The following is a 13,860-nucleotide window of genomic DNA, read 5'->3' on the forward strand; positions in this document are numbered from 1 at the left end:
CCCTCTTAGCTGAAGCATATAATGGCTTTATATATCAAACAACATTGCATTAAAATCCGAAATTAAAGGAGGAAATATCTTGAAAAAGAAATGGATTTATTCCAAAAACAAAATAGATGAATTAAAGAAGGACAAGCGTTTGACTGGTGTTTCCGACATTGTGCTACAAATTTTAGTTAATCGTGGATACACTCAAGCAGACGAAATTGAATCATTCCTTTTTGCGAACATGGATAATGCTCTACATGATACTCGATTAATGAAAGATGCAGAAACAGCAGTCGCTATTATTAAAGAAGCTATAGAGAATGGTGAAGAAATCGTTGTTTATAGTGACTATGACAGTGACGGTGTAAACAGTGCAGTTGTTATGACTTCTCTTTTACGCAAAGCAGGAGCAAAAGCAGAATTCTATACAAATAACCGTTTTACACAAGGTTATGGAATGATGCCTTCTGGTGTAGACCAAATCTTGGAGCATCATCCTAATACAAAATTAATTGTTACTTGTGATAACGGAATTATGGCATTTGAAGGTGTTCAACATGCTCTTGATAAAGGATTGAAAGTGGTTGTAACTGACCACCATGAGCAAGGAGACACCCTTCCTAACGCCCATGCAGTTGTAGACCCAAAACGCCATGATTGTGAGTATCCATTTAAAGGATTATGTGGTGCAGGAGTTGCTTTCAAATTAATGCTTCTTCTATTTTGGGAAATGGAACTTCCGCTTGAACCAGTTTATGATACGTTGGATATTGTTGCATTAGCAACTGTGGGAGATATTGTACCATTAGTAGATGAAAATCGTGTGATGGTTCAGGAAGGTCTAAAAATGATTCGTGATAACAAACGTGCTGTGTTCCGTATCTTCCAAGAAGTAACAGAAGCAAAAGAAATTAATGCTCACTGGACATTAGGATTTATCTATGTACCAATGATAAATGCAATTGGTCGATTAGATGGAGACCCACGTAGAGCGATTGAAATGTTCTTTACAGAAGATGAAGACGAAATTCGTGAGAGTATCATTTATCTAAAAGACCTCAATGAAAAACGAAAAGGCATGACACAAGAAATGTGTGAACGTGCTGAAGAAATGATTACTGAAAAAGGCTTAAAAAAGGTCATTGTTGTTTATTCAGATGATTTCCATGAGGGTATTGTGGGATTAATTGCTGGTCGATTAAAAGAGAAATACAACCGCCCTACTTTCGTTTTTACGAAAAACCATGATGGACTATTAAAAGGTTCATCACGAAGCATTGATAATTTTCATCTTAAGGATTCCTTTAAAATCGTCAAAGAACATATGGTTGGCGGTGGTGGACACGCAAAGGCCGCTGGATTATCCATTCGTTTAGACCAATTAGAAGGTTTTGAAAAAGCAGTAAATGATTTAGCTGACAAATGGCTAACAGAAGATGACTTTGTAAAAAAATATCATGTCGATGCAAGACTTGATGCTAAAACAATTGAACTTGATATTGTGGATGATTTAAAAGAACTTGAACCATTCGGAGAATCTTTTCCTAAACCAATTTTGGTAATGGAAAATTTCAAGGGTGACAAACCATTCTATATGGGTTCAGAAAAACAACACGTAAAATTAGGTGGAAATAAAGTATCTCTCATTATGTGGAGCGAAGCAGAACGATTTAAAGCAATGGGAGAGCCATCAGAAATCAAAGCAATTGGATTCCCTCAATTAAATGTCTTTAGAGGAAATGTTTCTCTTCAATTTATTGTAGATGGAGATAATTACCTAAAGGTTCAGCAACCTGTTCCAACAACATAAAACCATAAGATAAACAGGCAAGGAGCTTCATTTTTTGAGGCTCTTTTCTTTCTTATATTTGAGTAAAAAATAATTGACAATAGGCAATAAACTATCTATAATAAGACTATAAGCATTACATATGGAGAGGGGGAAATAACTTGGCGAAGCCACCTGTAACACCTCTAAAAACAGAGGATGGAAAAGAAATGAGTTATTTTGAAATGTTAGTACGAATGTCGTATGTGTATCTAAAAAAAGACGGTATCAATCTGAACTTTGCAGGATATACAGATACGCTCATTGATTATGCAAATATGCAAGAACATGAGGTAGAAAAGGCTTGGCGATTAACGAAAGAGTTAAATGCTTGGTCTGAATACTTTTCAAGTATTGCGAACCTTATTCAAAAAGTCTATTTGGATGCTGAAACAGATAAAATCGAAGTTCAAGCAACCTCTTCTATTGAAGCCGATTCAGTCAAAGTGGCAAATGGAGAGCGTTTATCAAATAAAGACCCAAGAGTAATTGACGCAAGAAAAAAGAGAAATACGCTTAAAGCCTTCCATGATGAATTGGAAGCGAAAATTAAATTCTTGGAAAGAGGTTACTACCATTGTAAGGCTACTTGCGAATGGGCTAACAAATCAACCCCTTCTCCAATGTCTTCCCAACAGCCCCAAAGATAAGGGGGTTTTTATATGAAAACGTATAAAGAAGGCTCAAGTGGAAGAAAAAAGAAAAGCCAATCCCCTTTAAGGTTTGAGGATATGGCAAAAAAGATTAACTTCTATTTAAAAGAAGAGAATTTAAATCTGAATTTTAAAGGTTACAAAGAAGTTGTCATGAGATATTTCCGTTTACAAGACCATGATTTGTACGAAATTTTTCAGGTAATGACGGAATGTAATCTTTGGAGTAACTACATGTCCGATGTAGAGAATTTTATCCAAGCAAAAACATTGGACTATCAAATGGAAGCTGATAGGCTTAATGCCTATTTTGATAAAAAAGTTCCGAATGAAGAATTGGAACTGGAAATCAAGAAAGCCAAATGGAAAGCAAAAGAATTTACGATTTTCCAGAAACAAGTGATTGCTCAAAAGGTCTTTTTTGAAAAGTCGTTTTGGCATTGCTATAAGCTCTATGGTAAAGGTATCAACACCATGACATATAAAACTATGGATTAAAGAAAAGGAGAGAATTACACTAATGACATTAACAAGTGATAAACAAGCATCCCTACAAATGGCGTTAAAAAACATTGAAAAACAATTTGGTAAAGGTTCTATCATGAAATTGGGTGAAAAGTCTGATATGACAGTTGAAGCCCTTCCGACAGGTTCTATTTACTTGGATAAAGCTCTTGGAATTGGTGGTCATCCAAAAGGTCGTATTATCGAAATTTACGGTCCCGAATCGTCAGGTAAAACAACCGTTGCCCTACATGCCATTGCAGAAGCACAAAAACAAGGCGGTACTTGTGCGTTTATCGATGCCGAACATGCCCTTGACCCTGTATATGCACAGGCGTTAGGTGTAAATATTGATGACCTACTATTATCACAGCCAGATACAGGTGAACAAGCTCTTGAAATTGCAGAAGCGTTGGTTCGTTCTGGTGCAATTGATGTTCTCGTAGTCGATTCAGTGGCCGCACTTGTGCCAAAAGCTGAAATTGAAGGCGATATGGGGCAATCTCACGTAGGTCTTCAAGCACGATTGATGTCACAAGCTCTTCGTAAACTTTCTGGTGCAATCAATAAATCAAAAGTTGTTGCTATCTTTATAAACCAAATTCGTGAGAAAGTTGGCGTTATGTTCGGAAACCCTGAGACAACTCCTGGTGGTCGAGCACTCAAGTTTTATGCCTCTGTCCGTTTAGAAGTAAGACGTGCAGAAGTCTTGAAAAATGGTCAAGATATGATTGGTAACAAGACAAAAGTAAAAGTTGTAAAGAATAAAGTTGCTCCTCCATTTAAAACTGTTGAGTTTGACATTATGTATGGACAAGGTATCGACTCATATGGAGAAGTCCTTGATATGGGTGCAGACGAAGATGTGATTGTAAAATCGGGTTCTTGGTATTCTTATAATGACGAACGCATGGGGCAAGGTCGTGAAAATGCAAAACAATTCCTTCGTGACAACCCTTCTATCTATGAAGAAATCAAAGGAAAACTAATGGGTTCATCCATTGTAGTAGATAACTCTATTGAAGTAGATTCAGAACAAGAAGAACTTGTTGAAGAATAATTCTTAATAAAGATACAGACTATATATAACATAGTCTGTATTTTTTTGTAAACAAAAAGAGAAGGAATAGCAATCTCCTCCCCTTTGTTTAAGGTGCTTCTAATAAAGAAATCGGTTTATTATTGTCCAGTAAGTCCTCTTGTTCTTTTATTGTTAAAGGATAAAAAGTAATCGTAAACTTATCTCCTATTCGTTCATATGTTTTGATAATAAAATCACATTTCACAATTTCGTTTAAGCCTTCTTCTATCACTTTAATCTGCCTATCACGTCTATTTGTTGTGAATAAAATAATCTTTTTGAAATAGTTTAAATTCACTTGAAATGTCAATTCTTCATCGTCAGGATTTGCCCTCCAACAAGCAATCCTTTCACCTTGAAGTGGATAAATTAAAAGTTGAGAAGCCCTTGAAGTAAACTGGTTAAATACATTTTTATATACGCTGGTTGTTTCGTTTTTCACAATTTCCCTGACCAACGCATCACTAAAATGAAGAACAGCAAACTCTATCTTTTTCTTTCTGTTAGAAATAAGTTCTGTTGAGTCCTTTGCATTTATAATATGAGACATATCGAATTTATTTAATTCGTTTTCAGGTACAATCTCTGCACTTAAAAAGATACTCACATTTACCATGCGAAGACTTTTGTCTATTACTGCAGTGTCTAAAAATTTCATTTTGATAATACTTTGCTTAACGGTAGTGTAATTTTTTTCACCGTCTGTTAGATTGATACCACGTACAATATCTCCTATTCTAACAACCATTTTCCCTGTTCGATAAAACTCTTCATCCTTAATGGACATCAGATATAAAAGAACTCGTTGGTCAGTAGAATTTAATGTTTTAAAACTTGCTTTCAATAATCCCTCTTTTAAAGATTCTACTGCTAAGTGCGATTCCAATACGGTACTATCATCTAATATGCGAACATCCCGAAAGTAATCCGCTTCTTTTCCATCTACTATCTTTTTTACAATATTACTATCATTCAAACGAGCTTTATTTGACCAGTCATAAGGGACTTTGGTCATAGTGTTCGGTATAGAAAGAATCTCATTTCCAGTATCCTGTGAGTATCTTTCTTTTACTTCTTTAATCATGAGATACCGTATATCATTTTTCAAAGAAATTTCTATTTGATTCCATTTCTTGCTTTCTAAATAGAGATAATCACAAACAAAAGTCTCTGAATCATCTCTCCATTTCACAAGTTCTTCTATTTTGGATTTTTTATATTCTTTAAAGGTTTTATATTCATAAGCAGATAAACAAGCAATCTCATTTTGTTGAAATTCTTCATAAAATAAACGTGCAGTCAGTAGCACTTGTTTGTTAAAGCCTATCCTCTTATTATCATCTTTCACGTCTTCTAATTCTTTTTTTACCCACCGTTTTTTATTCAGTAATCTTTTTTGTTTAATTTGTAACAAATAATCATCGGTTATCTCTATTAAGTTAAAAATCTCATTCCATGTTTCTGCCATTACTTCTTCAAGATATTCTTGAAAATCGTTGTCTCTCTTTTCTTGTATATATTCTTTATACACATCGTAAAACTTATCATGAATAAATTGAGTAATATCTAATACAAGAGATTTGGATAATTCCACTATCTTCCCACCTCTTTACTGCTTATTTTCTTACATTATAACACCGACTTTATGGATACTCTATAAGCTGGAAATAGATTTTTTAGGTATTTCCCTCTATGAAATAGTTAATAGAATAATTCTGAATGAATCCAAGTCTGAATAGTTCCGTACTTTGTGACATACCGCTCTGTCGGGAGTTTAAAAAGTTCCGTACTCTATGACAGATTTCAGCCATTGTCTATTTTTCTCCGTACTATGTGGAATTTTTGCAAATTTTCATAGGTATTTGTACCAAACAACATTTTAAAAAAGGAAATTATTATATAAAAAAAACACTCGAACTTTCATAAAAACCTTATCAGAAGTAAGTTTAAGTTCATTGTCATCTTTTTTCCGTACTGTGTGACATAAAATTTTTAATTAATTTTTTAAGAATTGAATTCCCTTATATTTGAGATTGCTTGTCGATTAATCTCCGTACTTTGTGACATATTTTGATAAAATTTGCTTCAAAGTCTAAAAAGTTCCGTACTGTGTGGAGTTTTTAACACAAAAAAATTTTTGCTTTTTGAAAAAAGATGAATTTCTTTTCTTGAATCAACATATTTCCATTGTTTTTTCTTTAATGTCTTGATGTGAATGGATTTTCCTTCTTGTCTATCGTAATCCGTACTCTGTGACAAACTGATAGAAAAAAATAACAAAGAGTGCTATACCAACTTCTTTTTAGCCAAAGTCTATTTTTATCCGTACTCTGTGACATATTTTTGCTGTTTAGACAAAGAAAAGGATATCTACTACAATGAATTTTGAGAGTTTTAATAAATTTATTTAGTAAATGAGGAGGTGTTTTCATTGGTGAAAGAGATTCCATTCAAAGAAATTGGCAAGGTTGGAAAAAAGCTGTTAGTCATGGTAGCAGGAGTATGTCAAAATTACAAAGAGGAAATGATTGTAGAAGAAATAGATTTTGATTCTTGCCCTACTGACTGTCCATTATTCCGCTTTGATGTGGAGAAAAAGAGAAATGTCTGTATGGAAAATTGCCTACATAATCGCCAAATGAAAACACCTAAAGTTGTGTACATGAATGAACGCCACAAATATAACATTAAAAAGGAATTGGTAGTAGAGGATAATAGACTGTCTAAATACCAACTTCTGCAATTAGTAAGCTATCATTTTTTAGGCGTGGATTCTCGTGGAGTTGTTCCTTTTGTATCGGCTAAACAATTAGCAGAGAAATTTGATTGTACAGTAAAAACGATTAAAAACAACAACAAACGCTTTGTTGAGTTAGGTCTGATTTCTATTACTCATTATAGTTCAGATTTATTTAGCGTGGACATTCAAGGATATGAAGACTACCACCTTACTAAAATGGAAGGTGGAACTGGTTATGTCCAAATGAGCAAAAACTTCTTAGAAGCTCTTGTTACATTAGATAATGTAAACTCTATGCGATTAGCGATTCGTGCTTTATTGCAATATGACAATGAGGTAGAACTAAAGCAGAAAGAACAATGTTATTACAGCTACAATGACATAAAGAGATTCATGCCTTCTAATATCAATCATAAAAAAATCATTGATGAATTGTTGTTGAAAACCAAACACATTTTTGATTTTGAAGCAACCGATAAAGGCTTGTTTATTTCATTAAAAGATGAATTTAATGGGAAAGTACAGAAGCAACAAAAAGAGGAAGAGTTTAAGAGCACGATTACTGGTCATATGATTGACGTGAATCGGGGCTTGTTTATGGCTGGTGAGGAATCTGTTGAACTATTGGATTCTGATACTGAAGACCTTTCTCACCTTTCAATGGAATATGGTGTAGACCTTGTAATAGAGGCATTGGATATTTATATAGATTTCCAACGCAATCAATCAACCCCTGAAAAAATTAACAATGTCGGTGGGTTTATTCGGACTGTCATTCGGAACAACTTTATCAAAGGTATTTTTCAAAATGTAGCTTAATCTACGTTTATTTATCGTGCCTGAAACTTCCATTTTATTCAAAATATATAAATAAAAGGATAATCTATAAAAGATTTTGCTTGATTAGGGTATCTCTCCCCTTTTTTATGCAAAGTCTTTTTATTTTACCCTTCATTTTATCCACGTTTTTATCCACATTTTATTCACATTCTATCCACAGTGGAAATATTAATACGGTATAAGAAAAAATAATAATCACATAAGAAAGATAGATAATCACAGGAGAACAAATCATATTCACATAAAAAATAAAGATAATCACAGTTGAAAAATAAATGTTCACATAGTTAAAAAAAATACTCACAGTAGAAATAAAGTGTAAAATGCTTGGAAAAAATCATGAGGGTAAAAAAGAGGTCTAAGTCATGTGTATGAAGGGGTTTCGTGTTTTCCATTTGCTAAACTTCTGGTTTTAATCTTTAAAGAACCCTTAAAAAAATACCTATATAATCTTTTATATTATTTTTGTTTAAATAGATAAAAGAATGAAAGTAATAGTTATTATCTTTAACAGATAGATTCTCTGTCTTTGATTAACCCCCTTCCCTATCATTATAACTCCATTTATCTATATTCGCACTCTATCATTTATATGACTGCTTTCTTCTACAAACTGATTAAACCGATTTCGTATTGCATAAAGTAAAAAGAAATCTTACTATGAGAGTAGCAGGATTTTGACTATAAACAATAATCGAGAGGAGATGTTCTATTGTCAAAGAAAGTCGTTTTAGATACAAGTATTCCTATTTATGATATTGAGTGGATTAGCAAATTCCAAGATTTGCAAGATATTGAGGAGGTTATTATTCCTTCGGTAGTTCATGAAGAAATCAACATTCTAAAAGAGGAAAATTCTGAAAGAGGTTATTATGCAAGAAAAGTTGCAGAACAATTAGATGAATTATCTCAAATATCCCCTCTTCGTCAGGGAGTTAAAATAGGAAACATACTAATTCGGACAAGCTATAAAATTGAAAACAAAGAAATCAAGCAATCTCTTATTATGGACAAAAATGATTATAAAATCATTGCATGTGCTAAGAATGAAAATGCTATTCTCATTTCCAGAGATAGAATGATGCGTGTACTTGCAAGAGATTTCGTAAAAGCTGAAGATTATGAAGCCGATATGATTAAAACTGAAATCTATAAAGGATACCGTAAAATCATTGTTCCAGAAAACAAAATAGAACTTCTTTATAGAGAAAAACTCGAAAATGAATATGGTTTATATCCAAACGAATTTGTCATCATGGAAAGTGAATGGAATCCTCAACACGTAGGTATCGGTATTTGTAAGAAAAATAGAATCTTACCTGTTTATTTTGACAAAATGAATTTCAAAGGCATGAAATTACGCCCACGAAATTTAGAGCAAAAAATGTTCTTGTACTTGCTATTAGACCCTGAAGTGTTATGTGTTTCAGCATTGGGTACTGCAGGAAGAGGAAAAACTCTTTTACCAGTTGATTACGCCTTTTCATCCATTGACAACAAATTAGCCAATAAACTGTATTATACAAAACCGACTATTGCGATTGATTCAAAAGAAGAATTGGGATTCTATCCAGGCAGTCTAAACGACAAATTAAAACCACATTTCCAACCGTTATACTCTGCAGTCGAAGAAATCTTTAAAGAAGACCTTTATCGTGCTTCTCAACGCATTTCAGTAGACCAAAAAGTAGAACAATTAATCAATGAAGACATTCTCATGTTCTTCCCTCTCGCTCATATTCGTGGTATGAGTATTTTCGATAAAAGAGTCATTCTGGATGAAGGACAAAATACAAATCGCCACACTATGAAAAGTATTGTTACACGCTTAACAGACACTTCTAAGCTAATTGTAACAGGTGACGTAGACCAAATTGATGATAGAAACTTAAACCGTTACAACAATGGTATGATTCATTTGATTGAAACTGGTAAAGAAGAAGATTTTATCGGTCACATCACATTAGATATTGATAATAGAAATCAACGTGGTCGTTTAGCTGAATTCGGAGCAAGAAAATTATAATTATAAAACTTGTATATAATAGATAAGTTTTAGAAAATAGATTATTTGAAAGGAGGTTGTCCATTGAAAAAGAAATGGAAAACAGCTACTTTAGCAGTTACAGGAGTGGCATTGGTAGCAAACCCTTATACGTTAAACTTGTTAGGACTTGAAAGTATTGCAAATACGCTTTACTACTCACAAGATGATGAACTATATGACCAACAATTAAAAGAAGCGAAAGAGGCTGTTGATAAGGCAAAGCAGACTGCGTTGGAGGCAGATGTGAAGAAAGCAATCGACACCTTAATTGAACTTCCTTGGTCAAGCGGGTATAAATCCGAAGAAAAAGACAATTTATTAGATGAAATGTTCTTTTGGATTGACGGATTATCAGATAACGATGCTAAAGTAAAATATGGACTATATTTTGTTGATACTTCTATTAATCGTGTAACAGAAAGTTTAATAGAACCCGACTATAAGTTAGCTCATGCTCTTGTTTTTGAGTTACCAGAAGGCAAAATCAAGGATAAATATATGACTATCTTAGAAGCAACCGATAAAACAATGGGAGAGAACCTGTTAGAATACTTCAAGAATGACCCACAAGGAATTCCTAATTATGGGTTTGACTGGTCAAGACTTCCAGGAGAAGTTTTTGCACCTTATATTGATGTAGATACAGGAGATTATAAAGTGGGATATCCTCTTCCTGACAAAGAAACGCCAAAGCCAAATCCTGATGCTTTACCAGAGGAAGATTTCACTTTGGAATATGAATATCAAACAGTTGGTAGCAAGTGTTACAAAGTGACCACCAAAACAGTTGAGGGTAAAAATTCAACGGTATCGAAAGAGTTGGTTACAGGTTATGATGCTACTTTCTGTACAGTGTTAATTGTAGATAATGATGACGGTCACAATGGTACTGAAAGCCCTTATGACTTTAGCAAAGTTCAACCTTCCCCTGCTGGTTCAGGAATGAATCTAAATGGTGGCGTAAGTGATAATAGCTCTTACTTTGGTAATAGCGGTAACACTTCAAGTCAAGAAACTGCTAATACAAGCAATCTAACCCTACAATATACATTGGATAGAACAGAAAAAGAGCCTTACTTCTATGAAACCGATATGATAGTAAGCAAAGACGGTACAATTACGTATCAGCAACAACGTGATGTTCTTTTCCAATTAGCGATTAGAAGCGGTGGTAAAGCAGTAGAAGACAAAGATAGATTCTTGGTTCTTCTTGAAAATAAAATCATTGTGGTTCAAAACAAAGGAGATAAAATCGGTGTAAGTTCTTTTGAATCTATTTTAAAAGGATTCAAAGCTCAAGTAAAAGCAATGGAACGAACAACTGGAACAGAGTAAGTCTCCCTTCCCCTCTATTAATTTGATAGAGGGGTTATTTTTTTTGTAAAAAATACTTGACCACAGCAATATTCAATGATAGTCTGAATATATGAAATAGATATTACTTTCAAACCTTATACACCTCTTTTTCTATGTTTTGTGAAAATCAGGCAAGTAAATTTTCTAAAACTATCTATAATAAATGAGGTTACAAAAATAAGGAGTTTACTAAAATAGTAAACAAGTATTTAAGGAGGAATTTTTATGCAAGGAAAATCAAATTTGCTCAATAAATTGTTGAGCGTCAAGGTAATTGCGGTTCTTATCGCAATGTTTATGGTCATTTCGTATCTTTCGTTTTCTGGAACATATACAACAATAAACAAAGATGCACATTCAACAGTGGTTCAAAAGGTTTATACATCTCAAAGTACAAAATCTAAATCACTTGGTACATTAAATAAAAACCAAAACATTTACGTTTATGGTCAACAAAATAGCTGGTATCAAGTAAAGATTGGAAGTAAAAAAGGTTGGATTCCAACTAAGAATGTTAAAATGGGTAAATATGTAGCACCACCTGTTAAAGTGAACAAAGACGGACATTCTGCCATTGACCAAAAAGTTTACACTTCTCAAAATACGAAAGGTAAAACACTTGGTTCAATCAAGAAAAACCAAAATGTTTATATTTACGCTTCTCAAAACGGTTGGTATCAAATTGGCTATGGGAAGACAAAAGGTTGGGTTATTGCTAAAAATGTAAAAATCGGCAAGTATGTACCCCCTGCTGTAAAGGTAAATAAAGATGGACATATGATTTCTGACCAAAGGGTTTATACTTCTCAAAATACTAAAGGTAAATCACTTGGTACATTGAAGAAGAATCAAAACGTCTATGTTTATGCTTCTCAAAATGGTTGGTATCAAGTTGGCTATGGGAAGACAAAAGGTTGGGTTATTGCTAAGTATGTGAAAATGGGAAAATACGTAGCTCCTAAACCTTCTAATCCAAGTACAGGTGGAAGTGTTAATGGTTGGGTAGCACCAGTATTGAAGTCTTCTTGGAGTTCTAACCATGCTACAAATTTAGCGACATTAAAAAATGAACTTGGATTTAGAGATGATGGTTCAAAATACAGTCTTCCTGAATATCCAGGAGCGATGTATGTAATCGAACGAAGTCCTGATTCCCCTTATGAAGTTGATTTAACTTGGAAATTCTGGACAAGCAAGAGTTTACCAACCTCTTACCGAATTCCAATCGTATCAAAGGAATTATTTAAACTGTACTTTGGAAGTGATGCCAATCGTGTATGGAATTATTTCAACAGTAATGACATTCCAGACACCTTTACTGCCAATGGTAGAACAGTAAAAGCAGGATTCGATGCTACTACTGGAACAGTTTACCTTAAAGTTGGTCGTAAGTAAGTTTAATAGTTGATTTTAAAAGGCTAAGAGAATTTTCTCTTAGCTTTTTCTGTATAAAAATAAATTTACAAAAACAAATCGAAGATATCAAATTTATATTTATTTGTAAAAAATACTTGACCAAATTCTAAATAGATGATATATTGATTATAGGCAATACATATTGCCTTGAACCTTGATTTTTAACTCAATTAAATCAAAGTGTTTAAAGGCTTTTACAGTTATAGAACAAACTGTAAGAATCTATAATAAAAAGTATTTTATAAACAAGGCGTTTGCTTAATAGCAACCAAATAATCAAGGAGGGATTCACATGCGAGTAAAATCTAACTTGCAAAATCTATTCAATTTTAAAGTCGTAGCTGTCATTATGGCTATGATAATGGTCATTTCTTATCTATCGTTCTCTGGAACTGCTGATGTAGTGAAAGTGAATGGTGATAATACTGGAAATGCTCCATTTGTCCAAAATGGACATACTTATGTCCCATTAAATGAAATTTCTCAAAAGATGGGAGATGAAGTTACTTCTATTTCTAATCAACAAAAGGTAGTCATTCAACAGAAAAATGGTACTGTGGTTAGTGTGAAGGCGAATCAAGCAAGAGCTATTTTTAACGGTAAAATTGTTCCATTGAAAACAAAACAATTGAACCAAGTAATTGTTCCTGTTAATGCAAAGGCGATTTTTAAAAATGGACAAGTGTATGTTCCTGTTGAATTTCTTTCTGATTCCAAAGGAATGACTTATCCAGTAAAGGTTGTCAATGAAGGTGGAAATACAGTGATTTATGTTGGTACAATTCCAGCACCAACTAAAGAAGAACCAAAACCATCAGAACCAACACAACCAGCACCAAGTCAGCCAAAGCAACCTGAACCAAAACCGTCAAAACCAAGTCAACCAGCACCAGCACCAGCACCAGCACCAGCACCAACTCAACCTGCTCCTAAACAGCCGACTCAACCAAGTCAGCCAAGTACAGGTGAATGGGTAGCTCCAGTGTTAAAATCTGCTTGGAGTCCAAATCATGCTACAAATTTAGCGACATTGAAAAATGAACTTGGATTTAGAGATGATGGTTCAAAATACAGTCTTCCTGAATATCCAGGAGCAATGTATGTAATTGAACGAAGTCCTGATTCCCCTTATGAAGTTGATTTAACTTGGAAATTCTGGACAAGCAAGAGTTTAGCAACCTCTTACCGAATTCCAATCGTATCAAAGGAATTATTTAAACTGTACTTTGGAAGTGATGCCAATCGTGTATGGAATTATTTCAACAGTAATGACATTCCAGACACCTTTACTGCCAATGGTAGAACAGTAGAAGCAGGATTCGATGCTACTACTGGAACAGTTTACCTTAAAGTTGGTCGTAAGTAAGTTTAATAGTTCATTTAAAAAAGCTAAGAGAGTTTTCTCTT

General features: G+C 33.7%; 10 protein-coding genes. 9 read left to right on the plus strand and 1 reads right to left on the minus strand.

Going from position 1 to position 13,860, the window contains the following annotated elements:
• Positions 1-79: 79 nt before the first annotated feature.
• From recJ to recA, 4 genes are all read left to right on the plus strand, one after another.
• Positions 80-1,798 carry a single-stranded-DNA-specific exonuclease RecJ gene (gene recJ, locus CVD28_RS04715; protein ID WP_257985752.1) on the plus strand — a complete coding sequence of 573 codons (1,719 nt, stop codon included), beginning with the start codon at positions 80-82 and terminating at the stop codon, positions 1,796-1,798.
• Between the two features lie 140 nt (positions 1,799-1,938).
• Positions 1,939-2,466, plus strand: a complete 528-nt coding sequence (locus tag CVD28_RS04720) for a hypothetical protein (protein ID WP_101591197.1) — start codon at positions 1,939-1,941, stop codon at positions 2,464-2,466.
• Between the two features lie 12 nt (positions 2,467-2,478).
• Positions 2,479-2,967, plus strand: coding sequence for a hypothetical protein (locus CVD28_RS04725; protein ID WP_101591198.1), 489 nt, complete (start codon positions 2,479-2,481; stop codon positions 2,965-2,967).
• 22 nt (positions 2,968-2,989) lie between these two features.
• Complete coding sequence (gene recA, locus CVD28_RS04730; protein WP_101591199.1) at positions 2,990-4,033, plus strand: recombinase RecA; 1,044 nt, start codon at positions 2,990-2,992, stop codon at positions 4,031-4,033.
• Positions 4,034-4,121: 88 nt separating this feature from the next.
• Here the strand turns inward: recA and CVD28_RS04735 are convergent, their stop codons facing one another.
• Entirely contained in the window at positions 4,122-5,648 is a 1,527-nt protein-coding gene (locus CVD28_RS04735; RefSeq protein ID WP_101591200.1) for a hypothetical protein, read from the minus strand.
• A gap of 837 nt (positions 5,649-6,485) precedes the next feature.
• Between CVD28_RS04735 and CVD28_RS04740 the strand changes: the two genes are divergently transcribed.
• The 5 genes from CVD28_RS04740 to CVD28_RS04760 all read left to right on the plus strand — a co-directional run bounded on the left by CVD28_RS04740 (position 6,486) and on the right by CVD28_RS04760 (position 13,819).
• Positions 6,486-7,613 (plus strand): hypothetical protein, encoded by a 1,128-nt coding sequence (locus CVD28_RS04740; protein WP_101591201.1) that lies wholly within the window; start codon positions 6,486-6,488, stop codon positions 7,611-7,613.
• A 733-nt stretch (positions 7,614-8,346) separates the two neighbouring features.
• Positions 8,347-9,660 carry a PhoH family protein gene (locus tag CVD28_RS04745; RefSeq protein WP_101591202.1) on the plus strand — a complete coding sequence of 438 codons (1,314 nt, stop codon included), beginning with the start codon at positions 8,347-8,349 and terminating at the stop codon, positions 9,658-9,660.
• Positions 9,661-9,723: 63 nt separating this feature from the next.
• Positions 9,724-11,016, plus strand: coding sequence for a hypothetical protein (locus CVD28_RS04750; RefSeq protein ID WP_101591203.1), 1,293 nt, complete (start codon positions 9,724-9,726; stop codon positions 11,014-11,016).
• A gap of 246 nt (positions 11,017-11,262) precedes the next feature.
• Positions 11,263-12,432, plus strand: coding sequence for an SH3 domain-containing protein (locus tag CVD28_RS04755; protein ID WP_101591204.1), 1,170 nt, complete (start codon positions 11,263-11,265; stop codon positions 12,430-12,432).
• 313 nt (positions 12,433-12,745) lie between these two features.
• Positions 12,746-13,819 carry a copper amine oxidase N-terminal domain-containing protein gene (locus CVD28_RS04760; RefSeq protein WP_101591205.1) on the plus strand — a complete coding sequence of 358 codons (1,074 nt, stop codon included), beginning with the start codon at positions 12,746-12,748 and terminating at the stop codon, positions 13,817-13,819.
• Positions 13,820-13,860 lie beyond the last annotated feature (41 nt).

Source organism: Bacillus sp. M6-12 (genome assembly GCF_002860285.1).
In the GTDB taxonomy this organism is placed as follows: domain Bacteria; phylum Bacillota; class Bacilli; order Bacillales; family DSM-1321; genus Peribacillus.

Bases quoted from the DNA above. Each gene is read 5' to 3' on its own strand.
- recA (WP_101591199.1), top strand. From the start codon at position 2,990: ATGACATTAACAAGTGATAAACAAGCATCCCTACAAATGGCGTTAAAA.
- CVD28_RS04755 (WP_101591204.1), top strand. From the start codon at position 11,263: ATGCAAGGAAAATCAAATTTGCTCAATAAATTGTTGAGCGTCAAGGTA.
- CVD28_RS04760 (WP_101591205.1), top strand. From the start codon at position 12,746: ATGCGAGTAAAATCTAACTTGCAAAATCTATTCAATTTTAAAGTCGTA.
- CVD28_RS04725 (WP_101591198.1), top strand. From the start codon at position 2,479: ATGAAAACGTATAAAGAAGGCTCAAGTGGAAGAAAAAAGAAAAGCCAA.